The sequence below is a fragment of the Leisingera sp. CC-HEC096 genome, from assembly GCF_059429235.1.
This window is the reverse complement of record NZ_JCAIJS010000001.1, coordinates 88,751-115,020: the sequence shown is the minus strand read 5'-3', so window position 1 is coordinate 115,020 and position 26,270 is coordinate 88,751. Positions and strand designations below refer to the sequence as shown.

The window sequence follows — 26,270 nt, the reverse complement described above, 5'->3', positions numbered from 1 at the left end:
CGGTGCGTCCTCCGCCGCTGCAGCCCGTGCTGGCCCTATCCTGCCTTGCCTGCAGCGGCGGCGCAAAGGCTCAGGCCCGCTGCCAGAACCCGCGCAAGAGTTCAGCCGTCTCTGCCGGATGCGTCACCGGCAGCATGTGGCCTGCGCCGGGCACCGATACGGCGCGGGCATTGCCCAAGCGGCGGGTGAGGCCCTGGGCGATCTCTGCCATCACCGGCGGGCTGTCCGATCCGGTGACCAGCAGTGCAGGCATCGTGACCGGATCCAGCGCCCCCGGCGCCAGGGTGCCGTTCTCATCCAGGTAGAGCGTGCCGTGGCTGGCGGGGATCACCGGCATTGCGCGCATCATCGCAGCGCGCAGCTGCTCCGGCAGGTCAGGCCACTTCGGCTCACCCGGCCCCCACAGGCGGTTGAACAGCCGGGTCGTCAGCTCCAGATCGCCGGCGGCCCAGGCCACGTCGATGGGCTGGCTGTCCGCTTCCACCGCGGCCAGCACGTCCGGGGCATCGGACTTGGCGACGGCAAACAGCACCGGCTCGATCAAAGTCAGGCTGCGCACCAGATGCGGCTTGGCCATCGCCATGCGCAGGGCGACAGTGGCCCCGAAGGAATGGCCGACCAGGTCCACCGGGTCCGTCAGCAGCGCAAGGCCCGCCTTCACGTTCAGAAGCTGGTAGTTGCCCTGCCCGTCCCAATCCGGGCTGCGGCCGTGACTGAGCATGTCATAGGCGGTGAGGGTGATTTCCTCCGCCATCACTTCTGCCAGGCCGCGCCAGGCGCCGGAATGGGCCAGCGAGCAATGCACCGCCAAAACCTGCCGCGGCCCCTGCCCGAAGCTGCGCGAGAAGATACCGTCCAGCTGATCGGTCACGCCGCCGCCTCCGCCAGATGTGCGTCCAGATCCTCCAGCCGGTCCTGGCCCCAGAACCGGGCGCCGTCTGCCGTCACCCAGAACGGCGCGCCGAACACGCCGGCATTGACCGCATCCTCGAGGTTTTGCGCATAGGTCTCCGCGCCGGCCAGGAGCCCGCTGCCGGCAAGCGCAGGGTCGAAGCCGGCGCCGTCGAGGCAGGCGCGGATCACCGCGTCGTCTGCGATGTCCTTCTCCTCTGCCCAGCAGGCACGCAGGATGGAATGAACCAGCTGCCCCATATCGCCGCCGCCTGCGTTTTGCGCTGCAATGATGGCATAGGAGGACGGCGCGGCATTGGCGGGCCAATGCGCAGGTTTCAGGTTGATGGGCAAGCCCAGCTTATCCGCTTGCCGCTCCAGCTCGATCAGACGGTACTCCTGCCGCGATGGATGACGTTCTCCCGGGGGCGTGCCGCCGGTGCGGGAAAACAGCGCCAGGATGTCCAGCGGCTTGCAGTTCACCTTGGCGCCGTGACGGGCCGCAATCTCCCACGGGCGGGTTCCGGCGAGATAGGAAAATGGCGAAAGGGTGGAAAAGTAGAAATCAAATACCATCATAAGATGTATCTCCCGCTTAGAACTTTGCGCGAAGGTAAGTGCATGATAAGCGGGGTTCAATATCACGAATCTGACACATTGCCATTGCTGCCTGGGGATAACAGCCAATGCCGACCTTGAACGAACCCAAGCTGATCGCTGGGAACGCCAACCTCCCTCTTGCCCAAGCCATTACCCGCCGCATGAGCATGCACCGCGGTGTCGACCAGGGGCTGGTGGATGCCCGCGTCGAGCGGTTCAATGACGGCGAGATCTTCGTCGAAGTCTATGAGAACGTCCGCGGCGAGGACATGTTCATCATCCAGCCGACCTCGAACCCGGCCAATGACAACCTGATGGAGCTGCTGATCATCTCCGACGCGCTGCGCCGGTCCTCGGCCCAGCGGATCACCGCAGTGATCCCTTACTTCGGCTATGCCCGCCAGGACCGCCGCACCAAGGCGCGCACGCCGATTTCGGCCAAGCTGGTGGCCAACATGCTGACCGGTGCGGGTATCGAGCGGGTGCTGACCATGGACCTGCACGCAGCCCAGATCCAGGGCTTCTTCGACATTCCGGTGGACAACCTGTATGCCAGCCCGATCTTTGCGCTGGACGTGAAGGACCAGTTCAAGGACCGGATGGGCGAGCTGATGGTGGTGTCGCCGGACGTGGGTGGCGTGGCCCGCGCCCGCGAGCTGGCCAAGCGCATCAACGCGCCGCTGTCGATCGTCGACAAGCGCCGCGAGAAGCCGGGTGAAGTTGCAGAGATGACCGTGATCGGTGACGTGAAGGACAAGATCTGCCTGATCGTCGACGACATGTGCGACACCGCCGGCACCCTTTGCAAGGCGGCGCAGGTGCTGCTGGATAACGGCGCCAAGGAAGTCCACGCCTACATCACCCACGGTGTGATGAGCGGCCCGGCGGTGGAGCGTGTCACCAACTCGGTGATGAAATCGCTGGTGCTGACCGACTCGATCCAGCCCACCGAGGAAGTGAAGGCCGCGCCGAACATCCGCATCGTGCCGACCGCGCCGCTGTTCACCCAGGCGATCCTGAACATCTGGCATGGCACCTCTGTGTCGTCGCTGTTCGAGGACAAGACGCTGGTTCCGATCTACGAGAGCCTCTATTCCAACGGCGGCTGAAACTGCTGTTTTCCGGATGGATAAAAGCCCCGCTGCTGAGCGGGGCTTTTTCGTTTCAGGCAGCGGCGCGGCGGCGGGCGGTGCGCAGGGCTGCGGCCAGTGCGGCGGCGGCCATCAGCGCCAGCAGCGCCGAAGCCGCACCAAAAGCACCGCCGTATCCCCACTGAGCTATGGCCGGAGTGCTGGCGAAGGGCGACAGGAACTGGCCGCAGAACACCGAGGCGGTGAGGATTGCCCCTGCGGTGCCGCGCCGCCTGGCCGGGGCCAGCGCCAGTGCAATGGCCACAAACCCCGGGGACACCGTGGCATAGCCGATGCCGACGGCCATCGCCGCGGTGAGGGACAGGGCCGGGCTGCCCTCTTGCGCCAGCACCGCAAAGCCAAGGGCCAGCGCGCTGTAGCCGGCGGCAAAGACCGCAGCATGGGGCAGCGTGCCTTTGAACCGCGCATAAAGCAGCGCGGTGATGCCTCCGCAGAGCGACAGCAGGCCCAGACCGGCGCCGGTCATCAGCGCGCTGTTGAGACCTTGCGCGGCAAAGAAGAATGGCAGCTGGGTCGGCATCATGAAGAAAAGGCCATTGGTCAGCATTTGCAACGCCGAGACGGCGATGACCAGCACCAGCCAGGCGGGGTGGCCTGGCGCCTCTGGCTGCCCTGCCCCGCCGCCGCCGTGCCGGGGTTCCGGGGCGTGGCGCCAGACGGCAAAGAGGCACACCGCCGCCAGGCCGTAGATCAGGAACGGCAGCCGCGGCGACAGAGTCGCGGCCAGCCCGGCTGTGCCGATGAACACCAGTCCGCCAAAGTTGCGGGCAGATATCTGCAGCCCGGTCAGCGCCTGACGCCGGGCGCCAGTGAAGTAGTCGCCGATCAGGGCGGTCTGTGCGGTCATGATCAGGCCGACTGGGATGCCGAGGCCAAAGCGGCTGGCCAGCATCAGGTACAGATCCGGCAGGTAAAAACCGGCAGTGCCGCAGAGGATGAAAAGCCAGACCCCCGCAAGAAGCACGCCCCGCCGCCCGGCGCGGTCGGTCAGCCAGCCCGCCAGCGGCGCGGTCAGCATCACCCCCAGAGAGGGCACGGTGACCAGCAGCCGCACCAGAAAGCCCGCGTCCTCTGCATCCGCAAATTCCTGTTCCAGCCCGGCCAGCGCCGGGCTGATCGTGGCGTTCGCCATCACCGTGAGGCTGGCCGCCATCAGCAGCGCGATGGCCCTGGGCTGCTGCCAAACCGCTGTCTCGTGCGTTTTCATCGGGGATATTCCTTGTCCAATCCGTTCAAGACTGGCAGCCTGCGAATTCAAGCCAGCTTGAGGTCAAGGATGAAACTTCTGGATATTGGCGAGGTCGCGGAGCGTTCTGGCGTCGCGGCCTCGGCTTTGCGGTATTATGAGGAGATCGGGCTGATCACCTCAGCCGGGCGCAAGGGGCTGCGGCGGCAGTTCGGACCCGAAACGCTGCTGCAGCTGTCGCTGATCACGCTGGCCAAGGCGGCGGGGTTTTCGCTGCAGGAGATTTCCGGGATGTTCGGCAAGGACGGCCGGCCGGATCTGCCGCGGGACCAGCTGCACGCCCGCGCCGACGCGCTGGAGGCGCAGATCCAGGAGCTGTCCACGCTGCGCGACGCGCTGCGCCATGTAGCGGACTGCCCGGCGCCCAGCCATCTGGAGTGCCCCAAGTTCCGCAAGCTGCTGCGCGCCGGACGCCTTACGGCCGAGGCTTAATCGACGTCCCAGTCATCGGCATAGGGCAGTTCGCCGATTGCCAGCCAGGCGGCGCGCAGCCGGGCGGCGCGGCTGTCGGCCCAGGTGCGGAAAACGATATCGAACCCTTCGCAGGTGATGTTTTCCGCCACCAGCTCTGCCCGGATGGCTGCGGAGGTGTCCATATCCCACAGCGATACCGACACATGCACGGAGGGCGGGCGGGCAAAAGGTTCCGCAAAAGCCACCGCCCGGCGCCGCTCGCGCGGGCCGGAGCCGGTCCACATCGCGCCGCCATCCTCGAAATCCGAGAAGATGCCGGTATCGCCCTGATCGACCCCAGTGCGGGGGTTGCGCAGTCTTTTCATGCCGTTTCCCAAGCGGTTAGCCTGCCGGTCAGAGTAAGGCAACCGGCAGGATAATCCAGAAACCGGCTGCAATCACCCTGCGGCTGTTGCGTTTGCGCAAGGCATCTGAGGCTCCCTGCGCGTGCTGTCCCGTGTTCCCTCACGGTGCCGCAGCCCAGGCCGCATCGGAACAATTCCCCTATAGGAACACAACTTCCCCAGCGGGGGAATTATCTCCTCAATGTCGCAAATGCCGACCATTCCGGCGCGCTGGCATCGAGTCCGGAAGGGCGTTGTCTGGTGTGTATCTGCATCCGCCTCGCACAGGCGATCTGACCCAAGGGAGGAGAAACCCCGTGTCACCAATTGATCCGAATACTGTTAAACCCGGCCTTGGAATGGCGCTGCTGCCCATCGTGCTGACGCTGGCCGTACTGGGGGTCCAGCTGTTCTATTTCGGGGACTTCACCCCGCATATCCCGCTGGCCATCGGCATTGCCATCACCGCGCTGGTGGGGCTGAAGCTGGGCCACAAGTGGGACAACATCGAAGAGGGCGTGTTCCACGTCATCAACATCTCGCTTCCGTCGGTGTCGATCCTGATCACCGTGGGCATGATCGTCGGCATCTGGATTGCCAGCGGCACCGTGCCGACGCTGATCTATTACGGCCTCAAGATCCTGTCGCCGGAGCTGTTCCTGGCTGCGGGCATGGTGCTGTGCTCCATCGTGTCGGTGTCGCTGGGCACCTCCTGGGGCACCGTGGGCACCGTCGGCCTGGCGCTGATGGGGATCGGCGCGGGCTTTGGCATTCCGATGTACTGGACCGCCGGAGCCGTGGTTTCGGGCGCGTTCTTCGGCGACAAGATCTCTCCCTTGTCGGACACCACCAACCTGGCCCCGGCCGTCACCGGCACCAACCTGTTCGACCACATCCGCAACATGCTGCCGACCACCGTGCCGTCGATGCTGATCGCGCTGGTGATCTATCTGGTTGTGGGCTTCACCCTGATCGACACCTCGCAAGTGTCGTTTGAGCGGATCGACGCCATCACCGCGGCGCTGGACGAGGCGTTCTGGATCTCACCGCTGATGCTGCTGCCGGCGCTGCTGGTCATTTTCCTGGCCGTGAAGAAGCAGCCGCCGATCCCGTCGCTGTTTGCCGGCGCGGTTGTCGGCGGCATCATGGCGATGGTGTGCCAAGGCGCGGGGCTGCATGAGACCTTTACCTTCGCCAACAGCGGCTATTCCATCGACACCGGCGTGGCGGAGATCGACCCGCTGCTGAACCGCGGCGGCATCCAGTCGATGATGTGGACCATCTCGCTGGTGCTGCTGGCGCTTGGCTTTGGCGGCGCGCTGGAGCGGACCGGCTGTTTGCAGGCGATCATCGAGGTGATCATTGCCCGGGTGAAGTCCTTTGCCGGCATCCAGACCTCGGCCATTCTGACCTCGGTGGCGACCAACACCGTGGCGGGCGATCCGTATCTGTCCATTGCCCTGCCCGGCCGGATGTATGCGCCGGTTTACCGCGGCATGAAATATTCGCCGCTGAACCTGTCGCGCGCCATCGAGGAAGGCGGCACGCTGGTGTCGCCGCTGATCCCCTGGAACGCGGGCGGCGCATTTGTGATCTCGGCGCTGGCGCTGGGGATTGCCGACGGCAACTTTGAGAACCTGCTGTACATCCCGCTGGCCTTTGCCTGCTGGCTGTCGCCGCTGATCGGCATCTTCTATGCGATGACCGGGCTGTTCTCGCCCCGGGCCAGTGAGGAGGAAATCACCGCCTGGGAAGACAGCGGCGAACCGGTGGCCGAGCTGACCGCCTGACCGCCGCGCGCGCCGGAGCCTCCCCTCCGGCGCGCATTTCAAAGTGAACATCCCATCTGTTAGGTTAGCGATATGACACTCCGCAGCTTTGTCCCGAAAGGTGCGGCCAGTTTCCGGGTTGATTACGACGGGCCGCCCAAAGACATCTATTTCCTGCTTCTGCCGAAGCTGACCATGCTGGCATTCAGCGCCGCGGTGGAACCCTTGCGGATCGCCAATCAGGTGACTGGCAAGGAGCTGTACCGCTGGTTTCTGATCAGCGAGGACGGCGCGCCGGTGCCCTGTTCCAACGGTATTGAGATCAACACCGGCATGGCGCTGGAGGACCTGCCGCGCGGCAGCTTTGCCTTTGTCTGCTCCGGCATTGAGCCGTCGGACAGCACCAATCCACGGACGCTCGCCTGGATCCGGCGGCAGAATGCCCATGGCAGCCGGTTTGGCGGCATCTGCACCGGTGCCTTTGCCCTGGCCCAGGCAGGAATTCTGCAGGACCAGCGCTTTACCCTGCATTGGGAGAACCAGCCGTCGTTTTCCGAGTATTTTCCGGGGCTGGAACCGACCGCGAACCTCTATGAGATCGACAACGGGATGATGACCTGCGGCGGCGGCAATGCGGCCACCGACATGATGCTGGAGATGATCGAGACCGACCATGGCAAGGACCTGGCGGTGATCGTGTCGGACATGTGCATCCACTTCCGCTCAAACAACCGGGAGGCGCTGCAGAAGTCGGCCTATTCCGTGGCGCTCAGCAGCCGTAACCAGCATCTGATCAACGCGATGCAGTTCATGCATGACACCATCGAGGAGCCGGTGGAGATCGGCGTGGTGGCGGAACATGCGCAAATCTCGCGGCGCCAGCTGGAGCGGCTGTTCCAGCGGTATGCCGGCACCTCGCCGGTGCAGTTCTATATCGAGCTGCGGGTGGGCCGGGCACTGGCCTTGCTGAATGAGACCAACATGACGGTGGCGGAAATATCCGCCGCCACCGGGTTCAGCAGCGCCACCCAGTTGTCGATCCGGTTCAAGAAGCGGTACGGGCAATCGCCCGCCTCCTTCCGCAAGAGCTGGGCGGAGAAAGCGAAAGAGAACGGAGACTGAGCGCCGCTCAGGCCTCTTCGCAGGCGAGTGCGGTGCTCAGCTCCGATATCCTTTCGAGCCGTGCCGAGATCCGGTCCTGGAACTGGCCCAGCTCGTCAATGATCGAGTTCAGCGATTCCCCCACGTGGCCCAGCCGCGCGCATTCGATCTTGCACAGCACCCGGGTGGTGGTGAGCGCCATGAAGTGGCGGTGCAGCGTCAGGCAGGCCTTCTGGATGCGGTCGGCCTCAAAGCGGACGTCGTGCAGGCTGGCCCGGGCCTTGGTGAACTGGGTTTCGGTCAGCTCCGACAGGATGGCCTGCTCGCGGGCGATGTCGGTGGACGCGGAGCCGTCCTCCTGGTCGAGCTGGTGGCCGCATTCGGTCAGGATGCGCGCCAGCCCTTCGACAAAGATGGCTGCCGTCACGGTGCCCTTGATGGCCCGGAAATTGCTGTCCTTGCCCCAGACGTGGGCCTCGAACCAGCTGGACATGTCGCGGGACATGGAGCTGTAGTTCTGCGACAGAACTGTCACCGGCCCGCCCGCCGGTTCGATCCGCGAGGCGATCACCCGCAGGTTATGCGGGATGGTGCGCATGGATTCAAACTCCTGCACCAGCGCCTCGGTCTCCCCGACCAGCGTGCCGGCGGTTGCGTGCATCGTGCGGCGTTCCGCCAGCCGGGCACAGGCCGGGCGGTTGAGACCGGCATCGCGCGCCAGCAGCTCCTCTGCCAGGGCGTGGCCTGCAAAATCGTTGTAGGTGTCAAAGCCCAGCTCCTTCAGGCGGGCGAGCAGAAGCGCAGCGCTGTCCTCCGGGTTCAGCCCCTCGGCCTGCTCGGCCTGGCGCACCTTGGCGTACTCCTGCTCTACCGTGCGCAGCAGCGGGCTGGTGGGCTTGATCCGCGCCGACAAATAACCGCCTTCGCAGGGGGTGACGATGGCAAAGACCCAATAGAAGCTGCCGTCGCTGGCGCGGTTCTTGACATAGGCGCCGACGGTGCCGCCGTCCTTGATGGTATCCCACAGAAGCTGGAACACGGCGCGGGGCATGTCCGGATGGCGGATGACCTTGTGCGGCGCGCCCAGCAGCTCCTCCAGCGGGTATTTGGCAACCCGGCTGAACACCGCATTGCCGGCCCGGATAACACCGCGGCTATCGGTTCGGGAAAAGAACACTTCGTCCAAGGCAAAGTAAGCTTCTTTGCTCCTTGCCGGAGCAGCCAGCGTGCGGTCTTCAAAGGACACGTTTCAGTTCCTGTCAGTGTTAGTTTTCTACAGGGTCCTGTCTAACCGCCAGTGCTTGTCAAAATGCTAATGCGGCGTCCGCCCTGCGGCCGTTCCGGCGGCGGTCCGGGGCCGGCTGCTGAACCGCTGCCGGCGCCCGCGAAATCATGCTGCGGCGCCCTGTGCCCGCGCTGCTGCGCCGGTCTGCGGCGCAGTGCTGCTGTCCTGAAGCGTCACGCCCAGGCTTTCCAGCAGCGGCAGGCGGCGGGCAGCGAAATTGCCGGCCCGGGCGCGCAGCAGGGCGAGGTTCTCTTCTTCGGTTTCCAGCACCCGGCCCTCGTGCTGCAGACGCTGGCCCTGCGGCGCCAGGATGCGCCAGGCCAGGCCCGCCCAGTCCGCCGGGGTCTCCAGCCCCTCGCTGCGGGCCAGCAGGAACAGCTGCTCAAACCGGTCAAGCTCCACCCCGCCGCCGGTGACGGGCGAGGCGAGAAAGCGCAGGGCCTCGCTGTCTTCTGCCCGTTTGCAGACGGCCTGGTTGAAGGCACGGCAGGCGGCGGCGCGTTCCGCCAGCCCCTCCTGCGGCAGGCAAGGCGCGATACAGCCGGTGCCTGCCAGCGCTGACAGCATGAGGGCGATGCTGCCCCAGTCCATGGTGCCGAACACGCCCTGATCCAGCAGGCTGCGCACCGTTGCAGGTCCGTTCGCCAGAGCCTTGAGAACCGGCGCGTATTGTTCCTGCTCCAGCGGCAGGTCCTTGCCGCGGTGGTTGAACTTGAGCGCGCCGCCGCTGTAGGTGCGGGTGAGCGCAAACGGCGTTGCAAACCACGCACCGATTTCGCCGCGCGGAGTATGCGCCAGTTTGCCCTTCACAAAGATGTCGGTGCGGAAATGCTCGTTCAGCAGCACATCCCGCAGGCCCTCGCGGCGGTCCGGGTCCGGCTCAGCCTCCAGCAGCGCCTGCTGCTGCGGCGTGAAGCGGACGCTGTCGATATTGTCGAGCGGATGCACCGAGCCTGCAAAACTCAGCTTGGCGCCTGCCAGTTCCGCGGCCAGATCCTCGAAGTGGAACGGCGTCCAGTCCTTGTTGAAATATTCATGCGCCAGATAGTTGGCGGGCATCGCGTCCATGTGCTTGAGCCGCTTGGCGGCGGCCGGGTTGCTGGCAAAGAACCCCGCGCCGGCCGCGTTCAGCTGGCGGGCAAACGCCATGGCATCCTGGATCCGCTTGGTCAGCGGGCCGCTGCCCTGCTCTGCCCGGCTGGCGAGCAGGCGGCGCAACGGCATCGCCGCAGCCCAGCCCGGCTGCGCGTTGCTGCTGACGTAAACCAGCCCGCCCGGCCGCAGCCGCTCAGCGATGAAGCGGAGGATATGCTGACGGTTTTCCGCGGAAACCCAGCTGTAGACCCCGTGCAGCGCGATGATGTCGAAGCTCTCCGGCAGGTCCGGGGTTTGCCCGAAATCCTCGAAGCTGCGTTCATGGAAATGCACATTCTCCAGCCCCGCCTCCTGCGCCAGTTCGGCCGCGCCGGCGATATGCGCGGGGCTGAAGTCCATAGCGTGAAAGTCGATATGCGGATTGGCGGCTGCCAGCAGATTGGCCGAAAACCCCTGGCCGCAGCCCAGCTCGCAATAGGAGAGCCTTGCCTTGTCCAGCCCGTGCCGGTGCCCCTGGCGCATAGCGCCGAACGCCAGCAGAGCCGGTGTCAGCTGGCTGTGAAAATCAAAGGTGTAGTCGATGCCGGCGACATAGCCGGAGGTCCAATCGGTCACGGGAAATCCTGCTGGTTGGGTTTATGTGGTGCAGGGTAATTTCCGAAAATTTGGTGAGAATTGGGTTAATGATTGAGGAGGATCGCTACTGGCATTGAGGGCAGACAGCGCAGGCTGATAAGGATGAAGAGATTAACTCACAGCTACGCCATTCACCACGTCATGGCCCAAGGTCAAATTTGAAACCAAGGCCGAATCTTAAAGGCCCACTATGGCCCTAAGGTTCACCCGATTTCCAATCGGACGCAAGGCAGACCGGAAACAGCGTTGAGCATTCGAAGCGTCAAGATTTGACAAAAAACCTTCTTGCCCTCACGTAAGGCTTTGGACAGCTCACACCCCTATCCGCAGCGCGAGCATTTCACCTCAGGCATGGGTCCGCACCTTACTAGTACCCTTACAGGCCGGGTGGACTAAAGACGTATTCAGGCTTTGGGAGATCCGAACACATCCTATCCACTGCCTCGAACAAATCCTCAAGGTCGCTTTGGATTTCATCAGTCAATGCAGAACCAATTTCAGTGGAAATTATATCCTTACTTCCGCGAATCCGCGACCATGCCTCCCACAATTGCTCGATTTTTTCCTCGATGCTCACTTATTTTCCTTTGCCAAACTTCAAAAATGGCACCAACTCAACAGTCCCACCCACAGAGAAAAGAGGGAACCTAAGCTCCCCCTCGAAAGGCCGTCGCTTAGCTACAAGCAGCGAACTCACTTCCTGGATGCAGGCGCCCCATCTTGATATCGCTTATTCTACCTGGGTTTACATCGAAATCAGCGGCGATCCGGTTCTGGAACTCCCCCTGTTTGATCCTTCGCCAAATTTTCACCGCATCATTGAAAGTGAGCTTCTTGCTGGGTCGTCTGTAGTCGATACGCATGAAAGCGCTCCTTAAGTTTGGAGCCGCTGCGGGGTTGACTAGAAAGGCTAAAAACGGGTAATAAGCCCTACAACTACTGATCTTTCGCCCCGTAACGGCGTTTGATTTACGCCGCAGACTCTTGCCGGAGTCTGCGGCTTTCTACGTTTTAGGTGATTCAAATTGGTTTGACAACACCAAAAAATGGAATATCTCCGGAGCGCGCCTGAGAGGGCTGAATTAGCGGGGGATAATAATCACCACCCCACCCCCAGCTACTTTTCAAAATAACGCCTGAGAGGGCTGTTTATCCAACACAGTGGATATGTTCTCGTTTTGGATCCCCTGAGGGAATTGGCGAGTTGGGCAACCCCGCTTGTGACAAAAAACGCCGGATCGGCAGATGGGCCCCAGAGTTTTGGCAAAACTCCGGCTAGGAAAACGTTAAGTGTCTACCAACAAAAAACCGGCCCCCAAAGGGAGCCGGTTTCAATTCGTCCAATCCGCGTTTGGATCAGAGGGACATATGGGTGCCCAGGGCTTCCATGTCGGCCAGCAGCTTGGCTGCGTCCTCGACCAGGCCGTGCGGCTGGTCTTCCTCTTTCGCGGTCTTGTACATCTCGCGGGCTTCCTCGATCAGCGCGTTCATCTGATCGCGGGTCATCTCGGCCATCGGGATCGCGCGTTCGGCCAGAACCGACAGGCTGTCGCCTGCGATTTCGGCAAAACCGCCGGTCACCAGATACTCCGAGTTGCCTTCCGGGCTTTCGACCTTCAGCACGCCGGGGCGCAGGGTGGTGATGGTCGGCGCGTGCTGAGGCATCGCCGTCATGTCACCCTCGGCTCCGGGGATCTGAACCGCGCTGGCCTGCAGCGACGCCAGGGCGCGCTCGGGGCTCACGAGGTCGAATTGCATCGTTTGTGCCATTGGGGCCTCCTTTCAGGGTTCCCCCGCACGCAAAGGCGCGGGGGAAAATCCGTTCTTAGGCGGCTTCCGCAGCCATCTTCTCGGCTTTGGCGATCACTTCGTCGATGCCGCCAACCATGTAGAAGGCGCCTTCGGGCAGGTGGTCGTATTCGCCGGCCACAACAGCCTTGAACGACGAGATGGTGTCTTCCAGCGGAACCTGGACACCGTCGGAGCCGGTGAAGACCTTCGCAACGTCGAACGGCTGGGACAGGAAACGCTGGATCTTACGCGCACGCGCAACAGTCAGCTTGTCCTCTTCCGACAGTTCGTCCATGCCGAGGATGGCGATGATGTCCTGCAGCGACTTGTAGCGCTGGAGGATCTGCTGAACGTCGGAAGCAACCGCATAGTGCTCTTCGCCAACGATCGCCGGGTCCATCAGACGCGAGGTGGAGTCCAGCGGGTCCACGGCCGGGTAGATGCCCAGCTCGGAGATCGCACGGTTAAGAACGGTGGTCGCGTCCAGGTGGGCAAAGGTGGTTGCCGGTGCCGGGTCGGTAAGGTCGTCCGCGGGAACGTAGACGGCCTGGATCGAGGTGATCGAGCCGTTCTTGGTGGAGGTAATACGCTCCTGCATGGCGCCCATGTCGGTTGCCAGGGTCGGCTGGTAGCCCACAGCGGAGGGGATACGGCCGAGCAGCGCGGACACTTCCGAGCCTGCCTGGGTGAAGCGGAAGATGTTGTCCACGAAGAACAGAACGTCGGTGCCGGACTGGTCGCGGAACTGTTCGGCCAGGGTCAGGCCGGTCAGCGCAACGCGGGCACGGGCTCCCGGAGGCTCGTTCATCTGACCGTAAACCAGGGCCACCTGGGATTCTTCCAGGTTGTCCGGCTTGATCACGTTGGATTCGATCATTTCCCAGTACAGGTCGTTGCCTTCACGGGTCCGCTCGCCAACACCCGCGAACACCGAGTAGCCGGAGTGCACTTTTGCGATGTTGTTGATCAGTTCCATGATCAGAACGGTCTTGCCCACGCCGGCGCCGCCGAACAGGCCGATCTTGCCGCCCTTGGAGTAAGGCGCCAGCAGGTCGATCACCTTAATGCCGGTCACCAGGACTTCGGACTCGGTCGACTGGTCGCTGAACTCGGGCGCGGGCTGGTGGATGGCGCGGGTCTCGGTCGCGGTGACCGGGCCCTTTTCGTCCACCGGCTCACCGACGACGTTCAGGATGCGGCCCAGGGTTGCGTTGCCGACCGGGATCGAGATCGGGGCGCCGGTGTCGGCGACTTCCCGGCCGCGGACCAGGCCTTCGGTTGCGTCCATTGCGATGGTGCGGACGGTGTTTTCGCCGAGGTGCTGGGCCACTTCCAGAACCAGGGTCTTACCCTCGTTCTCGGTGTGCAGCGCGTTCAGAATTGCGGGCAGGTGGTCGTCGAACTGGACGTCCACAACGGCGCCGATGATCTGGGTCACCTTGCCTTTTGCTTGTGCCATTTGTTGGTCTCCGGTTGTCTCTTAGAGCGCCTCAGCGCCCGAAATGATTTCAATCAGCTCGTTGGTGATCACGGCTTGGCGCGACCGGTTGAACTCGATGGTCAGCTTGTCGATCATCTCGCCCGCGTTGCGGGTCGCGTTGTCCATCGCGCTCATCCGGGCACCCTGTTCGGATGCACCGTTTTCAAGCAGGCCCGAGAAGATCTGGGTCGCCACGCCGCGCGGCAGCAGGTCCGCCAGGATCTGCTCTTCGCCGGGTTCATAGTCATAGACAGCGCCAGAGCTCTCGCCTTCCTCAGCTTCAAACGAAGCCGGGATGATCTGCTGCGCGGTCGGGATCTGGGTCACCACGTTGACGAACTCCGAGTAGAAGATCGTGGCAACGTCGAATTCACCAGCATCGAACCGGGTCAGGATGTCCTTGGCGATCGCCTGCGCGTTGGCATAGCCGACGCGCTTGACTTCGCTGAGGTCCACATGGCCGACGAAATCATCGCCCAGGTCGCGCTTGAGGGCATCGCGGCCCTTTTTGCCGACGGTCAGGATCTTGACCGTCTTGCCCGCGGCCTTCAGCTCGGCCGCCTTCTGGCGGGCGAGCTTGGCAATGTTCGAGTTGAAGCCGCCGCACAGACCGCGCTCGGCAGTCATCACGACCAGCAGGTGCACCTGGTCCGAGCCGGTGCCGCGGAGCAGCTTGGGCGCGGAGTCGGAACCGCCGACCGAGGCCGCCAGCCCCGCCATCACGGCGTTGAACCGCTTGGCGTAGGGCCGGGAATCCTCGGCAGCTTCCTGGGCGCGGCGAAGTTTCGCCGCGGCCACCATTTGCATGGCTTTGGTGATCTTGCGGGTCGATTTGACCGACTCGATCCTGTTTTTAAGGTCCTTGAGAGAAGGCATGTCCCGACTCTCTCCTTATGCGAAGGTGGCGGCGTATTCGTCGATCGCAGCCTTGAGTTTGTCAGCGGCGTCGCCCTTGATCTTGGGATCTTCGTTGGTGATCCAGTCCAGGGTCTCTTTGCCTTTGCCGCGCATGTGCGCCAGCAGACCGGCTTCCCAGCGGCCGACGTCCTTGAGGTCGACCTTGTCGAGGTAGCCGTTGGTGCCGGCGAAGATGACGCAGACGATTTCCGCGTTGGTCAGCGGCGAGTACTGCGGCTGCTTCATCAGCTCGGTCAGACGGGCGCCACGGGCCAGCAGCTGCTGGGTGGCGGCGTCGAGGTCGGAGCCGAACTGAGCAAAGGCCGCCATCTCGCGGTACTGGGCCAGCGACAGTTTCACCGGGCCTGCAACGGTCTTCATCGCGTTGGTCTGGGCCGAGGAGCCCACGCGCGAAACCGACAGACCGGTGTTCACGGCGGGGCGGATGCCCTGGTAGAACAGTTCGGTTTCCAGGAAGATCTGGCCGTCGGTGATCGAGATCACGTTGGTCGGAATAAACGCGGACACGTCGCCGCCCTGGGTCTCAATAACCGGCAGAGCGGTCAGCGAGCCGGCGCCGAAGTCTTCGTTCAGCTTGGCCGAACGCTCCAGCAGGCGGGAGTGCAGGTAGAAAACGTCGCCCGGATAGGCTTCACGTCCCGGCGGACGGCGCAGCAGCAGGGACATCTGGCGGTAGGCCACGGCCTGCTTGGACAGGTCATCATAGATGATCAGCGCGTGCTTGCCGTTGTCGCGGAAGTATTCGGCCATCGCGGTTGCGGCGTAGGGCGCCAGGAACTGCAGCGGCGCCGGGTCGGACGCGGTTGCGGCCACGACGATGGAGTATTCCATCGCGCCGGCTTCTTCCAGCTTCTTCACCAGCTGGGCAACGGTCGAACGCTTCTGGCCGACAGCAACGTAGACGCAGTACAGTTTCTTGGACTCGTCGTCGCCTGCGGCGTCGTTGTAGGTTTTCTGGTTCAGGATGGTGTCCAGAGCCACGGCGGTTTTACCGGTCTGACGGTCGCCGATGATCAGCTCACGCTGGCCGCGGCCGATCGGGATCATCGCGTCAACGGACTTGAGGCCGGTTGCCATCGGCTCGTGCACCGATTTACGCGGGATGATGCCGGGCGCCTTGACGTCTGCAACCAGACGCTGGGAGGCGTTGATCGGGCCCTTGCCGTCCAGCGGGTTGCCCAGACCGTCGACAACGCGGCCCAGCAGCTCGGGGCCGGCCGGAACGTCCACGATCGAGTTGGTGCGCTTGACGGTGTCGCCTTCTTTAATGTCGCGGTCGGAGCCGAAGATAACCACACCGACGTTGTCGTTTTCCAGGTTCAGCGCCATGCCCATGATGCCGCCGGGGAATTCGACCATTTCACCGGCCTGAACATTGTCGAGGCCGTAAACGCGGGCAATACCGTCACCAACGGACAGCACGCGGCCGATTTCTGCCACTTCGGCTTCTTGACCAAAATTCTTGATCTGGTCTTTCAGGATCGCAGAAATCTCTGCTGCTTGGATACCCATTTATCCGACCTCTTTCATTGCATTCTGTAGGGAGTTGAGCTTGGAGCGGATCGAGCTGTCGATCATCTTCGAGCCCACTTTAACGACGAGACCGCCGATGATGGACGCATCGACGGTGGCATTGATGGTGACTTTCTTGCCCACGCGCTCAGCCAAAGTCTTGGCCAGCTTTTCGCTCTGGGTCTTGGTCAGCGCCTTGGCGGACACCACTTCGGCGGTGACTTCGCCGCGGGCTTCGGCCAGGCGGGCGCGCAGCGCCTCGATCATCGCGGGCACCACGAACAGGCGGCGTTTGTCGGCCATCAGGGCAAGGGTATTGCGCAGGACGGGCTCCAGGCCCATCTTGTCTGCCACCGCGGTGATCGCGGCGCCCTGCTCTTCGCGCGACACGAGCGGCGAGTGGATCAGGCTGTTGAGGTCTTTGCTGTCAGCCAGCGCGGCTGCCAGGTCATTGATGCTGGTTTCAAGGCTGTCGAGCGCCTTGTTTTCTTCAGCGATGTCGAACACCGCCGTGGCATAGCGCGCAGCAATGCCTGCAGAAATCGAAGCTGGTTCGGACACGTCCACCCTTCCGATATGTTTTTGGCCCCGGTTGGCATACCTGGCTTCAGGAGGCGTCCGGGGGCGTGAGTCATCCCCCATTGGCAGCGGGGCGTTGAAATCAGCGTGGGTCTAGCAGAGCGGATGCGACCTATCAACTGCCTATAACGGTAACAGATGAAAGCATGTTTCACGTGTTTTCAATGACTTGCGGGAAGTGCGGCCCTTTGACCACAGTCGGTAATTAAAAAAGTGCGGCTGAACTGCAGAATTTTGCGATTCCGGAAAGCGGCATTTGCGCCAAAAAACGTCACATATCGGTGCTGAGGCCGCTTTTGGCGCGGTCATGGGGCCACTTGGGCAGTTTCAGGGAATCGAAATCCGCGGCCGCGACGTCAGGCCGGTTCGGGCATCGGGTTGGACAGCCCCTCCAGCACCCGGATGCGGCTGGGGGTCTTGGTGCGGATCATGTGGCCCTTTTGCGGGTAGGTCTGCTTGCTGACCTCGACCATGAACACCCCGCCGGCCAGCATCGCGGGCAGTTTGCGGCCCATCTTTTCCAGCATGGCGCCGGATTTGAGCCAGAACCGCTTGTGGCTGGGCAGCCGGTAAAGCGCCGCGGTGTGCTGCTCGATAGCGAACTGATGCTCGCGCAGCTGGCCTTCGAGCTGGCGCAGCGTGTAGGGGCGGCCGTAGCCGAAAGGGGTCAGATCCGAGCGCGCCCAGAACCCGGCCCGGTTCGGCACGATGAAAATCGCCCGCCCGCCCGGCCCCAAGACCCGCCAGCATTCCTCCAGCAGGCGGGACGGGCGTTCGGAGGTTTCCAGACCGTGCAGCACCACCAGCCGGTCAACCCGGCCAGTGTCGATGGGCCAGCTGGTCTCCTCGCACAGGACCGAGACATTGGGCATCCCCGCAGGCCACTGCATTACCCCCTGCGGCCCCGGCATCAGCGCCATCACCCGGCGCGCCTCAGGCAGGTAGGGGCGCAAGAGCGGCGCAGCAAAGCCGAAGCCCGCAACCGTCAGCCCCTCGGCTTCCGGCCACAGCTCCAGCAGGCGGCCGCGGATCGACGCCTGCGCCGCGCGGCCCAGCGTGCTGCGGTAATAGAAGTTCCTCAGATCCTGAACATCAAGATGCATTGCGGGCGCCTGCTGCTTCGGCCAATCTGGGCGCAGTTTAGCAATGTAAAGGCGAATGACCATGCCTCTTGAGATCATCACCCTGCCCTGCCTGTCCGATAACTATGCCTTTTTGATCCATAATCCGGGCTCGGGCGAGACCGCGCTGGTGGATGCGCCCGAAGCCGGTGCGGTCAAGGCCGCGCTGGCGGAACGCGGCTGGGGGCTGGACTGGATCCTGCTGACCCACCACCACTGGGACCATGTGGATGGCGTGGCAGAGCTGCGGGATGCTTATGGCGCCAAGGTGGTTGGCGCCAAGGCAGACGCGCACCGGCTGCCGCCGCTGGACATGGCGGTCGAGGATGGCGGTGCATTCTCCTTGCTGGGCGAAGAGGTGCAGGTGATGGATGTCTCCGGCCACACGGTGGGCCACATCGCCTATTACATTCCCGGCGCTGAAGCCGTGTTCACCGCAGACAGCCTGATGGCGCTGGGATGCGGGCGGCTGTTTGAGGGCACGCCGCAGCAGATGTGGGCCAGCCTGTCGCGTCTTGCCGCGCTGCCGCCGCAAACTATGGTTTACTCAGGGCATGAATACACCCGGTCCAACGGTGCATTTGCGGTCACCGTGGACCCGGGCAACCCGGCGTTGCAGGATCGCATCAGGGATATCGCAAAGGCCCGTGAAAACGGCGTCCCGACAGTGCCTTCGTCCCTGCAGCTGGAACTCGGGACCAATCCTTTCCTGCGCGCGGGTGACAGTGCCGTGAGAGCGCATCTGGGCATGGAAGATGCTGAAGACGCAGCAGTTTTCGCCGAAATCCGCAAGCGAAAGGACAATTTCTGAGCAGTTCAAGGGCATCACGGCGCCACAGGGAGAAAATAATTGTGACCCCAAAATGAAGAAAAGCCCTTGAAGCCGGCGCGCTATCAACCAAACTCTAACCATATAAGCACATGGTTGAACTGAGGGGTTGGTTAATACCGCCCCGCCGGCCAACCCAAGATCAGAGGAGCACGCCCGTGCCTTCATTCTCGAGCACCCTGGAACAGGCCATTCACGCAGCGCTGGCGCTGGCGAATGAACGCCGTCATGAATTCGCAACCCTGGAACATCTGCTTCTGGCCCTGATCGACGAGCCCGACGCGGCCCGCGTGATGCGCGCCTGCAGTGTCGACCTGACCGAATTGCGATCCTCCCTGGTGGAATTCGTGGATGAGGATCTTGCCAATCTGGTCACCGACATAGACGGATCCGAGGCGGTGCCGACCGCCGCCTTCCAGCGCGTTATCCAGCGCGCCGCGATCCACGTTCAAAGCTCCGGCCGGACCGAGGTGACAGGCGCCAATGTGCTGGTGGCGATCTTTGCCGAGCGCGAAAGCGATGCCGCCTACTTCCTGCAGGACCAGGAGATGACCCGTTATGACGCGGTGAACTTCATCGCCCACGGCGTTGCCAAGGACCCGGCCTATGGGGAATCCCGTCCGGTCACCGGCGCGACGGATCAGGAAGAAGACAACCTGACCACCGCGCCCGAAGGCGAGAAGAAGGAAAGCGCGCTGGCGAAATACTGCGTCGACCTGAACGCCAAGTCCCGCGATGGCGACATCGACCCGCTGATCGGCCGCGATCACGAGGTGGAGCGCTGCATCCAGGTGCTGTGCCGCCGCCGCAAGAACAACCCGCTGCTGGTGGGCGACCCCGGCGTTGGCAAGACCGCCATCGCCGAGGGTCTGGCGCGCCGCATCGTCTCCGGTGAAACCCCGGATATCCTGTCGGAAACCACCATTTACTCGCTCGACATGGGCGCATTGCTGGCCGGCACCCGCTACCGCGGCGATTTCGAGGAACGGCTGAAGGCCGTGGTCTCCGAGCTGGAGGAGCACCCGGACGCGGTGCTGTTCATTGACGAGATCCACACCGTGATCGGTGCAGGTGCCACCTCCGGCGGCGCCATGGATGCGTCCAACCTGCTGAAACCTGCGCTGCAGGGCGGCAAGCTGCGCACCATGGGCTCCACCACCTACAAGGAGTTCCGCCAGCACTTCGAGAAGGACCGCGCCCTGTCCCGCCGGTTCCAGAAGATCGACGTGAACGAGCCGTCGGTGGAAGACTCCATCGAGATCCTGAAGGGGCTGAAACCCTATTTCGAGGAGCATCACGGCATCAAGTTCACCGGCGACGCGATCAAGACCGCGGTGGAGCTGTCGGCGCGCTACATCAACGACCGCAAGCTGCCGGACAAGGCCATCGACGTCATCGACGAGGCCGGCGCCGCGCAGCATCTGATCATCGAAAGCAAGCGCCGCAAGACCATCGGCGTCAAGGAGATCGAGGCTGTGGTGGCGAAAATCGCCCGCATTCCGCCCAAGAACGTCTCCAAGGACGATGCCGAGGTGCTGAAGGATCTGGAGAAGTCGCTGAAGCGCGTGGTCTTCGGCCAGGACGATGCAATCACCGCCCTGTCGAGCGCCATCAAGCTGGCCCGTGCCGGCCTGCGCGAACCGGAGAAGCCGATTGGCAACTACCTCTTTGCAGGCCCCACCGGCGTCGGCAAGACCGAGGTGGCCAAGCAGCTGGCAGACCAGCTGGGCGTTGAGCTGCTGCGGTTTGACATGTCCGAGTACATGGAGAAACACGCGGTCTCCCGCCTGATCGGCGCGCCTCCGGGCTATGTCGGTTTCGACCAGGGCGGCCTGCTGACCGACGGTGTCGACCAGCACCCGCACTGCGTGCTGCTGCTTGACGAGATCGAGAAGGCGCATCCGGATGTCTACAACATCCTGCTGCAGGTGATGGACAACGGCCAGCTGACCGACCACAACGGCCGGACCGTGAACTTCCGCAACGTGATCCTGATCATGACCTCCAACGCGGGCGCCTCTGACATGGCAAAGGCCGCCATCGGCTTTGGCCGCGACCGCCGCGAGGGCGAGGACACCGCCGCCATCGAGCGCACCTTCACGCCGGAGTTCCGCAACCGTCTGGACGCGGTGATCTCCTTCGCGCCGTTGGGCAAGGAGGTGATCCTGCAGGTGGTCGAGAAGTTCGTCCTGCAGCTGGAAGCGCAGCTGATGGACCGCAATGTCTCGATCGAGCTGACCCGCAAGGCAGCCGAATGGCTGGCCGACAAGGGCTACGACGACCGCATGGGCGCGCGGCCTCTGGGCCGGGTGATCCAGGAGCACATCAAGAAGCCGCTGGCCGAGGAGCTGCTCTTTGGCAAGCTGACCAAAGGCGGTGTCGTCAAGGTCGGTATCAAGGACGGCAAGCTGGAACTGCGCCTGGAAGGCCCTAGCAACCCGCGGATTTCCGGCGACAAGCCGCCGCTGCTGACCGCGGACTGATGCGCCCTGCAGGGCTTCTGATTGCTATATCGCTCGCCGCGCCCGCCGCGGCGGGCGATTTTCGTTTGCAGTTCCCGCTGGACTGCACCTTGGGCCAGGACTGCCATATCCAGCAGTTCGTGGACCATGATCCGGGACCGGGGGCTGCGGATTTCACCTGCGGCACCCTTAGCTATGAGGGCCACAAGGGGACGGATATCGCCCTGCCCTATCTCGCGGACATGCGGTCCGGTGCCGCGGTGCTTGCCGCCGCAGATGGTGTTGTGCTCGGCACCCGCAATACAATGCCGGATCAGTACGCGACGGATGCAAACGCGGACGGGATCGACGGCAGGGAATGCGGCAACGGCGTCGTGCTGCGCCACGGCGGCGGCTGGGAAACCCAGTATTGCCACATGAAGCGCGGCTCGGTCCGGGTCCAAAGCGGGATGAAGGTCAGGGCCGGCGACGTGCTGGGCGAGGTTGGCCTCTCCGGCAAGACCCAGTTTCCGCACCTGCATCTATCCGTCCGCAAGGATGGCGCGGTGGTTGATCCCTTTGCCCCCGACAGCTTGGGCACCTGCGGCGGCCCGTCCGGGCAGACGCTCTGGGCCGATCCGCCGGCCTACCAGCCCGGCGGGGTGCTGGGCGCGGGCTTCAGCACCGCCATTCCCCAATACCAGGACGTTAAGGACGGCACTGCCGACCAGGCGCCGCTGGCCGCGGATGCGCCGGCTTTTGTGTTCTGGGCCTACGCCTTTGGCGGCCAGGCCGGCGACACGCTGGAGCTGACGGTGACCGGCCCCGGCGGCGAGCTTGTTGCCCACAGCGAGGCCCTGAATAAGGACCAGGCGCAGTTCTTCCGCGCCGCCGGCCGCCGGTTGCGCGGCGGGTCCTGGCCTGCGGGCAGCTATACCGGAACGGCCCGGCTGCTGCGCGGCGGCAGCGAGGTGGACAGTTTCAGCAGCAGCATGACGCTGGCGGGCGCCTTGCAATGACACCGGATGAAAGGCGGTTCCGCATCTGCCGGGGCGCCAGCCCCGGCAGATGCCCGGCCCAACGGGTGCGGGCGCCCCGCTGGGGCGGCCAGGCACCGGGCGGGAGCCCCCCTGGGTGCGGGTGAAGCCACCGCCCCTTGCGCGGCGTTTCACGACGAAAAGTTGATAACTCCCGAGTTCGCAATAGTTTTAGAAGAGCCCTACTGCCCGGTGGGGCCGCAACCCGTGTGTAACTAGTAGCTTGTCTCCATTAGTGAAGCGGGTTGCACCTGCCGCCGGCCGCATGCCGCAGGTCCCGCGCGCGCCCGCAGGCGGCGGCCTGAGCGCAAGCCAAGCGCCAGGCGCGATGCTTTCGGTCATTTCTCGGTGAATTTCAGCTCGATCCGGCGGTTCTGCGCGCGCGCCGCAGGCGTGTCTGCCGGGTTCACCGGCTGGTACTCGCCAAAGCCGTTGGCCGCCAGACGCGACGGCGGCACCCCCAGCGCCTCCACCATGTAACGCACCACCGACAGCGCCCGCCCCTGGCTGAGCTCCCAGTTATCGGCAAATTTCGGATGCGCCCCCAAAGACGTGTCATCGGTGTGGCCGTCAACCCGGATGATCCAGTTGATCTCCGGCGGGATCGCCGCCACCACGCTTTGCAGGATCGACACCACCTTGGCGATTTCCACCCGCCCCTCCGGCGACAGGGTGGCGCTGCCTGGGGTGAACAGCACCTCGGAGGCAAAGACAAAGCGGTCGCCCTGAATGCGCACGCCCTCCTGAGTGCCCAAAAGGTCGCGCAGACGGCCAAAGAACTCCGACCGGTAGCGCTCCAGATCCTGCGCCTTGCTGGCCAGTGCTTCGGCTTCGGCTTCCAGCCGCTTGCGCTCCTGCTCCTCCAGCAGCCGCCGCCTGCGCTCCTCTGATGCGGCACGGGCCAAGGCTGCGTTCAGGTCCTGACCCAGGTTCTGCAGCTGCACCTGCTGGGCGGCGTCGCGGGCCTGGTAATCGTCCAGTATGGCCTGAAGCCCGCCCAGTTGCTCGCGCAGCGCCGCCACCTGCTGGTTCAGCAGTGCGGTTTCGCGGCGGGCCTCCTCGGACAGGGCCTGTTCCTCCGACAGCGCCGAGCGCGCCTGCGCCAGCAGGGCTGCGCGTTCTTCGGCGCGGCTCATCTGCTCGGCGGCGCTGGCCTCTGCGGTTTCCTGCGCGGCGACGGCCGCCAGCAGCCGCTGGCGCAACACGTCCAGCTCACCTGCCTGGGTTTCCGCCGCCGCCAGCGCGGCCTTAGCCTCTGCCAGCTCCGCCGCCAGCCGCCCCGCTTCGGCATCAGCGCCTGCACGGGCTGCTTCCAGTTCGGACAATTGTGTGTCCAGCTGCTTCTTTGCGGCCTCGGCTGCGGCGAGCAATGTCAGGGTGTCCTCCGCCTCCTGCCGCTGCGCCTCCAGCGCCAGGGTCATCGCGGTGAGCTCGGCATCTGCCGATTGCAGTTTTTCGCGCAGCGCTTCGGCGGCGGCGGCTTCCACCATCCGGGCCGCTTCCTCGGCGCTCAGCTGTTCCTGAAGACCTGCTATTTCCTTGGAATTCGCGGCCTCCTCCGCCTCAAGGCTGGCGATCAGGGCCTCCATCGCCTCCCGCTCTGCCGCGGCCACCCGGGCGGCCTCTGCCTGGGCATCAATCTCGCCGCGGGCCTGGGCCAGCGCCAGGTTCAGCGCGTCCTGTTCACTCAGCAATGCGTCGCGGGCCGCCTCAAGGCTCTCACGCTCAGCACTCAGGTCCGCGACCCGTGCCTGAGCCGCATCGCGGCTGGCGATCAGGGCGGCCACCTGCGCCTCGAAACTGGTGATGCGGCTGGCGGCCTCGGCCAGTTCGCCCGCCTGCCGGTCGCGTTCCGCGGTCAGCGAGGTGATCAGGCTGCGGGCCTGTTCCAGGTCTTGTTCAGCGGTGTTGAGCGTCGAAGTCAGCGCCCCAAGCCGGGCGTTCAGGCGGCTGTTTTCACGCTCTTCAAGACCCAGCGCGGAGGCCAGCGCGCTAACTTCGGCAGACAGTTCATCCAGCTCGCTTTCCTGGCCTGTAATGGTTTCGCGCAGAACGAATTGGACCACCATGAAGATGGTCAGCACGAACATCAGCACCAGGAGCAACCCGGTCATCGCATCGACAAACCCAGGCCAGATCGAGGCCTGGAACCGCTGCCCTGTGCGCCGGGAAAGGGCCATCGGTTATTCCCCCGCGTCCCGGCCCGGCAAGCCCCCGCGCGACAGGCCGCGCGGGCGGGCAAAGGCCTTGATCATCAGGTCGATGTCCTTGCGCAGTTCGGCCAGGCTTTCCTGGCGGCCCGCTGAAATCTCTTCAAGGATGCGCAGCATCTGCACGTCGATCGACCGCAGCCGCATCCGGCTTTCGGCGTCGATACCGCCCTGTTCGCCCTGGGCGCGCAGGATCTCGGTCAGCGCTTCCTGCCCCACCGCAACCCGGTCCAGCGCCGCTGTGATGGTGCCGGTCTGCTCCTGACGCTGGTTCATTTCCTGGATGGTTTCCACCAGCGCGCCAAGTTTCCGGTCCACCGCCGCGCGGCCTTCGGAGGTTTCGGCAAACATCATTTGCAGCGCGTCCATCTGCTCGGCCATATTGTCGAGCACCTGCGAGACCACACCGCTGTCGCTGGCGCCATCCTCGCCGGAGGAGAAGCTGACGCGGGTGATCGAGGACAGCCATTCCTCCAGCTCGCGGTAGAAGCGGTTCTGGCCGTGGCCTGCGAAGAGTTCCAGAAGGCCTACGATCAATGATCCGGCCAGGCCCAGGAGCGACGAGGCAAAGGCCACGCCCATGCCGCCCAGCTGCGCCTCAAGACCCGTCATCAGGCGGTTGAAGACGGAAAGCCCCTCCTCCCCTTCCTGCGGGGCCAGGCTGCGGATGGTGTCGACGACGGCGGGCACAGTGGTGGCAAGGCCGTAGAAGGTGCCGAGAAGGCCCAGAAAGATCAGCAGGTTGACGATATAGCGGGTGATTTCCCGGTCCTCGTCGATGCGGCTGGCGACCGAGTCCAGAATGGAGCGGGTCGAAGCGGAGCCCAGTTGCATCCGCGCGCTGCGCGTCGCCAGGAGCGAGGCCAGCGGTGCCAGCATCGACGGCGGGCGGCGGTGCTCCTGGCTGTCGCCGGCGGCAAAGCGTTCGATCCAGCGCACCGAACCAATGAGCTGCACCACCTGCCAGAAGCAGGCCAGCACCCCGATCACAAACACAAAGACGATGAATCCGTTGAGCCATGGATTGGCCTCAAACACCGGCAGCACCCGCGGCAGCGCCACAAAGGCGCCAAAGCCCGAGAGCCCGAGTGCGATCAGCATCATGATGATCTGCCGCACCGGCTGGGAGAACTGCGGCCGGGTCTTACGGTCTGGCTGCGCCATACGTCTTGGCTCCTGACACTTTTGACTGCTCTTATTGCGTTCGCAGCCTATAAGCAAAGTGTCAGAAGCGCCAAGGCTTTATGCGGTGATTTCCCGCACCCGGCCGGCCAGCCAGTCGAGATCGCTGTCATGCAGGCCGATCTCAGCCAGATGTTCGGCGGTGTTATAAAGGTACTCGGTGTTAGGCCCGCGCCCGCCCACCGCATGGGCGATGATCTGCGCCTGCTTCTCCAGGCTGAGGCCGCCGCAGTACTGCACGTGGTGCGGGTCGATCACATAGGTGACGGCGGTCACCGATGAGCCATCCGCGAGCTCCACCTCCAGGTCGCGCTCCAGATAGGCCGAGGAGATCAGTTCGCGCTCGCGCAGCTCCGCCAGGGTCTGCTCCTCGTGCCCTTGCTCCACTGACAGCGCCAGCCCCTTGCAGTGGGCGCCTTCGGTTTCATCCAGCGCCAGCACCAGGCCCGGATGGTCCTCTGTGCCGCGGTGGTGGATCGAGGTCATGCAGAAGGAACGCGCATAGCCATGCAGCACCGCCACCTCGCGCCGGGCCACCGGAAAACCGGGGTTCCAAAGAAGTGATCCGTATCCGAAAACCCACATGGTCATGTCGTCTG

The 26,270-nt window shown here is 64.0% G+C and carries 24 protein-coding genes; 7 read left to right on the top strand and 17 right to left on the bottom strand.

Going from position 1 to position 26,270, the window contains the following annotated elements; genetic code table 11:
* Nucleotides 1-70: 70 nt before the first annotated feature.
* Nucleotides 71-871 (bottom strand): alpha/beta fold hydrolase, encoded by an 801-nt coding sequence (locus AC5STI_RS00505; RefSeq protein ID WP_495445196.1) that lies wholly within the window; start codon nucleotides 869-871, stop codon nucleotides 71-73.
* A complete protein-coding gene (locus tag AC5STI_RS00500; protein ID WP_495445195.1) occupies nucleotides 868-1,470 on the bottom strand; it encodes a 2-hydroxychromene-2-carboxylate isomerase in 603 nt (200 codons plus the stop codon). Before AC5STI_RS00500 ends, AC5STI_RS00505 begins: the two co-directional genes overlap by 4 nt.
* Nucleotides 1,471-1,577: 107 nt before the next feature.
* Between AC5STI_RS00500 and AC5STI_RS00495 the strand changes: the two genes are divergently transcribed.
* Entirely contained in the window at nucleotides 1,578-2,600 is a 1,023-nt protein-coding gene (locus tag AC5STI_RS00495) for a ribose-phosphate pyrophosphokinase (protein WP_475050597.1), read from the top strand.
* A gap of 55 nt (nucleotides 2,601-2,655) precedes the next feature.
* On the opposite strand, the gene AC5STI_RS00490 is transcribed toward AC5STI_RS00495, so the two are convergent.
* Nucleotides 2,656-3,849 carry an MFS transporter gene (locus AC5STI_RS00490; RefSeq protein WP_495445194.1) on the bottom strand — a complete coding sequence of 398 codons (1,194 nt, stop codon included), beginning with the start codon at nucleotides 3,847-3,849 and terminating at the stop codon, nucleotides 2,656-2,658.
* Nucleotides 3,850-3,918: 69 nt separating this feature from the next.
* Between AC5STI_RS00490 and AC5STI_RS00485 the strand changes: the two genes are divergently transcribed.
* Nucleotides 3,919-4,320 carry a helix-turn-helix domain-containing protein gene (locus AC5STI_RS00485; protein WP_475050594.1) on the top strand — a complete coding sequence of 134 codons (402 nt, stop codon included), beginning with the start codon at nucleotides 3,919-3,921 and terminating at the stop codon, nucleotides 4,318-4,320.
* Here AC5STI_RS00485 and AC5STI_RS00480 read toward each other — a convergent pair.
* Nucleotides 4,317-4,667 carry an H-type lectin domain-containing protein gene (locus AC5STI_RS00480; protein WP_475050593.1) on the bottom strand — a complete coding sequence of 117 codons (351 nt, stop codon included), beginning with the start codon at nucleotides 4,665-4,667 and terminating at the stop codon, nucleotides 4,317-4,319. The genes AC5STI_RS00485 and AC5STI_RS00480 overlap by 4 nt on opposite strands.
* A 377-nt stretch (nucleotides 4,668-5,044) precedes the next feature.
* On the opposite strand from AC5STI_RS00480, the gene nhaC reads away from it, so the two are divergent.
* A complete protein-coding gene (gene nhaC / locus AC5STI_RS00475) occupies nucleotides 5,045-6,475 on the top strand; it encodes a Na+/H+ antiporter NhaC (RefSeq protein WP_495447712.1) in 1,431 nt (476 codons plus the stop codon).
* A 72-nt stretch (nucleotides 6,476-6,547) separates the two neighbouring features.
* Nucleotides 6,548-7,576, top strand: coding sequence for a GlxA family transcriptional regulator (locus AC5STI_RS00470; protein ID WP_495445193.1), 1,029 nt, complete (start codon nucleotides 6,548-6,550; stop codon nucleotides 7,574-7,576).
* Nucleotides 7,577-7,583: 7 nt separating this feature from the next.
* On the opposite strand, the gene AC5STI_RS00465 is transcribed toward AC5STI_RS00470, so the two are convergent.
* From AC5STI_RS00465 to AC5STI_RS00420, 10 genes are all read right to left on the bottom strand, one after another.
* Nucleotides 7,584-8,801, bottom strand: a complete 1,218-nt coding sequence (locus AC5STI_RS00465) for a PAS domain-containing protein (RefSeq protein ID WP_495445192.1) — start codon at nucleotides 8,799-8,801, stop codon at nucleotides 7,584-7,586.
* 144 nt (nucleotides 8,802-8,945) lie between these two features.
* Complete coding sequence (locus AC5STI_RS00460) at nucleotides 8,946-10,550, bottom strand: class I SAM-dependent methyltransferase (protein ID WP_495445191.1); 1,605 nt, start codon at nucleotides 10,548-10,550, stop codon at nucleotides 8,946-8,948.
* A 397-nt stretch (nucleotides 10,551-10,947) separates the two neighbouring features.
* Nucleotides 10,948-11,148, bottom strand: coding sequence for a hypothetical protein (locus tag AC5STI_RS00455; protein ID WP_495445190.1), 201 nt, complete (start codon nucleotides 11,146-11,148; stop codon nucleotides 10,948-10,950).
* Between the two features lie 97 nt (nucleotides 11,149-11,245).
* On the bottom strand, nucleotides 11,246-11,434 hold the full coding sequence (locus AC5STI_RS00450) for a hypothetical protein (RefSeq protein WP_495445189.1): 189 nt from the start codon (nucleotides 11,432-11,434) through the stop codon (nucleotides 11,246-11,248).
* A 493-nt stretch (nucleotides 11,435-11,927) separates the two neighbouring features.
* Complete coding sequence (locus AC5STI_RS00445) at nucleotides 11,928-12,341, bottom strand: F0F1 ATP synthase subunit epsilon (protein WP_222507776.1); 414 nt, start codon at nucleotides 12,339-12,341, stop codon at nucleotides 11,928-11,930.
* Between the two features lie 55 nt (nucleotides 12,342-12,396).
* Nucleotides 12,397-13,821 (bottom strand): F0F1 ATP synthase subunit beta, encoded by a 1,425-nt coding sequence (atpD, locus tag AC5STI_RS00440; protein WP_495445188.1) that lies wholly within the window; start codon nucleotides 13,819-13,821, stop codon nucleotides 12,397-12,399.
* A gap of 21 nt (nucleotides 13,822-13,842) precedes the next feature.
* A complete protein-coding gene (locus tag AC5STI_RS00435) occupies nucleotides 13,843-14,718 on the bottom strand; it encodes a F0F1 ATP synthase subunit gamma (protein WP_495445187.1) in 876 nt (291 codons plus the stop codon).
* A 15-nt stretch (nucleotides 14,719-14,733) separates the two neighbouring features.
* The gene (atpA, locus tag AC5STI_RS00430; protein WP_475050577.1) at nucleotides 14,734-16,272 is read right to left on the bottom strand and encodes a F0F1 ATP synthase subunit alpha; all 1,539 of its coding nucleotides are present in this window, start codon (nucleotides 16,270-16,272) and stop codon (nucleotides 14,734-14,736) included.
* Nucleotides 16,273-16,833, bottom strand: a complete 561-nt coding sequence (locus AC5STI_RS00425) for a F0F1 ATP synthase subunit delta (RefSeq protein ID WP_475050576.1) — start codon at nucleotides 16,831-16,833, stop codon at nucleotides 16,273-16,275.
* A 374-nt stretch (nucleotides 16,834-17,207) separates the two neighbouring features.
* Complete coding sequence (locus tag AC5STI_RS00420) at nucleotides 17,208-17,954, bottom strand: class I SAM-dependent methyltransferase (RefSeq protein ID WP_475050575.1); 747 nt, start codon at nucleotides 17,952-17,954, stop codon at nucleotides 17,208-17,210.
* 55 nt (nucleotides 17,955-18,009) lie between these two features.
* Between AC5STI_RS00420 and gloB the strand changes: the two genes are divergently transcribed.
* The 3 genes from gloB to AC5STI_RS00405 all read left to right on the top strand — a co-directional run bounded on the left by gloB (nucleotide 18,010) and on the right by AC5STI_RS00405 (nucleotide 22,261).
* Nucleotides 18,010-18,783, top strand: coding sequence for a hydroxyacylglutathione hydrolase (gloB, locus tag AC5STI_RS00415; protein WP_495445186.1), 774 nt, complete (start codon nucleotides 18,010-18,012; stop codon nucleotides 18,781-18,783).
* A gap of 176 nt (nucleotides 18,784-18,959) precedes the next feature.
* Complete coding sequence (clpA, locus tag AC5STI_RS00410; protein WP_475050571.1) at nucleotides 18,960-21,284, top strand: ATP-dependent Clp protease ATP-binding subunit ClpA; 2,325 nt, start codon at nucleotides 18,960-18,962, stop codon at nucleotides 21,282-21,284.
* Nucleotides 21,284-22,261, top strand: coding sequence for a M23 family metallopeptidase (locus AC5STI_RS00405; protein WP_475050569.1), 978 nt, complete (start codon nucleotides 21,284-21,286; stop codon nucleotides 22,259-22,261). The genes clpA and AC5STI_RS00405 overlap by 1 nt, the downstream gene beginning before the upstream one ends.
* A 356-nt stretch (nucleotides 22,262-22,617) precedes the next feature.
* Here AC5STI_RS00405 and AC5STI_RS00400 read toward each other — a convergent pair whose 3' ends face one another.
* The 3 genes from AC5STI_RS00400 to AC5STI_RS00390 all read right to left on the bottom strand — a co-directional run bounded on the left by AC5STI_RS00400 (nucleotide 22,618) and on the right by AC5STI_RS00390 (nucleotide 26,262).
* Nucleotides 22,618-24,459, bottom strand: a complete 1,842-nt coding sequence (locus tag AC5STI_RS00400; protein WP_495445185.1) for a peptidoglycan -binding protein — start codon at nucleotides 24,457-24,459, stop codon at nucleotides 22,618-22,620.
* Between the two features lie 3 nt (nucleotides 24,460-24,462).
* On the bottom strand, nucleotides 24,463-25,653 hold the full coding sequence (locus AC5STI_RS00395) for a biopolymer transporter ExbB (RefSeq protein ID WP_490398213.1): 1,191 nt from the start codon (nucleotides 25,651-25,653) through the stop codon (nucleotides 24,463-24,465).
* A gap of 78 nt (nucleotides 25,654-25,731) precedes the next feature.
* Nucleotides 25,732-26,262 carry a gamma-glutamylcyclotransferase gene (locus AC5STI_RS00390; RefSeq protein WP_475050563.1) on the bottom strand — a complete coding sequence of 177 codons (531 nt, stop codon included), beginning with the start codon at nucleotides 26,260-26,262 and terminating at the stop codon, nucleotides 25,732-25,734.
* Nucleotides 26,263-26,270: the final 8 nt, after the last annotated feature.

What these genes read in the sequence shown, in the direction of transcription:
- AC5STI_RS00500 (WP_495445195.1), bottom strand. Translation starts at nt 1,470, where the DNA reads ATGATGGTATTTGATTTCTACTTTTCCACCCTTTCGCCATTTTCCTAT.
- AC5STI_RS00495 (WP_475050597.1), top strand. Translation starts at nt 1,578, where the DNA reads ATGCCGACCTTGAACGAACCCAAGCTGATCGCTGGGAACGCCAACCTC.
- AC5STI_RS00490 (WP_495445194.1), bottom strand. Translation starts at nt 3,849, where the DNA reads ATGAAAACGCACGAGACAGCGGTTTGGCAGCAGCCCAGGGCCATCGCG.
- AC5STI_RS00485 (WP_475050594.1), top strand. Translation starts at nt 3,919, where the DNA reads ATGAAACTTCTGGATATTGGCGAGGTCGCGGAGCGTTCTGGCGTCGCG.
- AC5STI_RS00480 (WP_475050593.1), bottom strand. Translation starts at nt 4,667, where the DNA reads ATGAAAAGACTGCGCAACCCCCGCACTGGGGTCGATCAGGGCGATACC.
- nhaC (WP_495447712.1), top strand. Translation starts at nt 5,045, where the DNA reads ATGGCGCTGCTGCCCATCGTGCTGACGCTGGCCGTACTGGGGGTCCAG.
- AC5STI_RS00470 (WP_495445193.1), top strand. Translation starts at nt 6,548, where the DNA reads ATGACACTCCGCAGCTTTGTCCCGAAAGGTGCGGCCAGTTTCCGGGTT.
- AC5STI_RS00450 (WP_495445189.1), bottom strand. Translation starts at nt 11,434, where the DNA reads ATGCGTATCGACTACAGACGACCCAGCAAGAAGCTCACTTTCAATGAT.
- AC5STI_RS00445 (WP_222507776.1), bottom strand. Translation starts at nt 12,341, where the DNA reads ATGGCACAAACGATGCAATTCGACCTCGTGAGCCCCGAGCGCGCCCTG.
- atpD (WP_495445188.1), bottom strand. Translation starts at nt 13,821, where the DNA reads ATGGCACAAGCAAAAGGCAAGGTGACCCAGATCATCGGCGCCGTTGTG.
- AC5STI_RS00435 (WP_495445187.1), bottom strand. Translation starts at nt 14,718, where the DNA reads ATGCCTTCTCTCAAGGACCTTAAAAACAGGATCGAGTCGGTCAAATCG.
- atpA (WP_475050577.1), bottom strand. Translation starts at nt 16,272, where the DNA reads ATGGGTATCCAAGCAGCAGAGATTTCTGCGATCCTGAAAGACCAGATC.
- AC5STI_RS00420 (WP_475050575.1), bottom strand. Translation starts at nt 17,954, where the DNA reads ATGCATCTTGATGTTCAGGATCTGAGGAACTTCTATTACCGCAGCACG.
- gloB (WP_495445186.1), top strand. Translation starts at nt 18,010, where the DNA reads ATGACCATGCCTCTTGAGATCATCACCCTGCCCTGCCTGTCCGATAAC.
- AC5STI_RS00405 (WP_475050569.1), top strand. Translation starts at nt 21,284, where the DNA reads ATGCGCCCTGCAGGGCTTCTGATTGCTATATCGCTCGCCGCGCCCGCC.
- AC5STI_RS00400 (WP_495445185.1), bottom strand. Translation starts at nt 24,459, where the DNA reads ATGGCCCTTTCCCGGCGCACAGGGCAGCGGTTCCAGGCCTCGATCTGG.
- AC5STI_RS00395 (WP_490398213.1), bottom strand. Translation starts at nt 25,653, where the DNA reads ATGGCGCAGCCAGACCGTAAGACCCGGCCGCAGTTCTCCCAGCCGGTG.
- AC5STI_RS00390 (WP_475050563.1), bottom strand. Translation starts at nt 26,262, where the DNA reads ATGACCATGTGGGTTTTCGGATACGGATCACTTCTTTGGAACCCCGGT.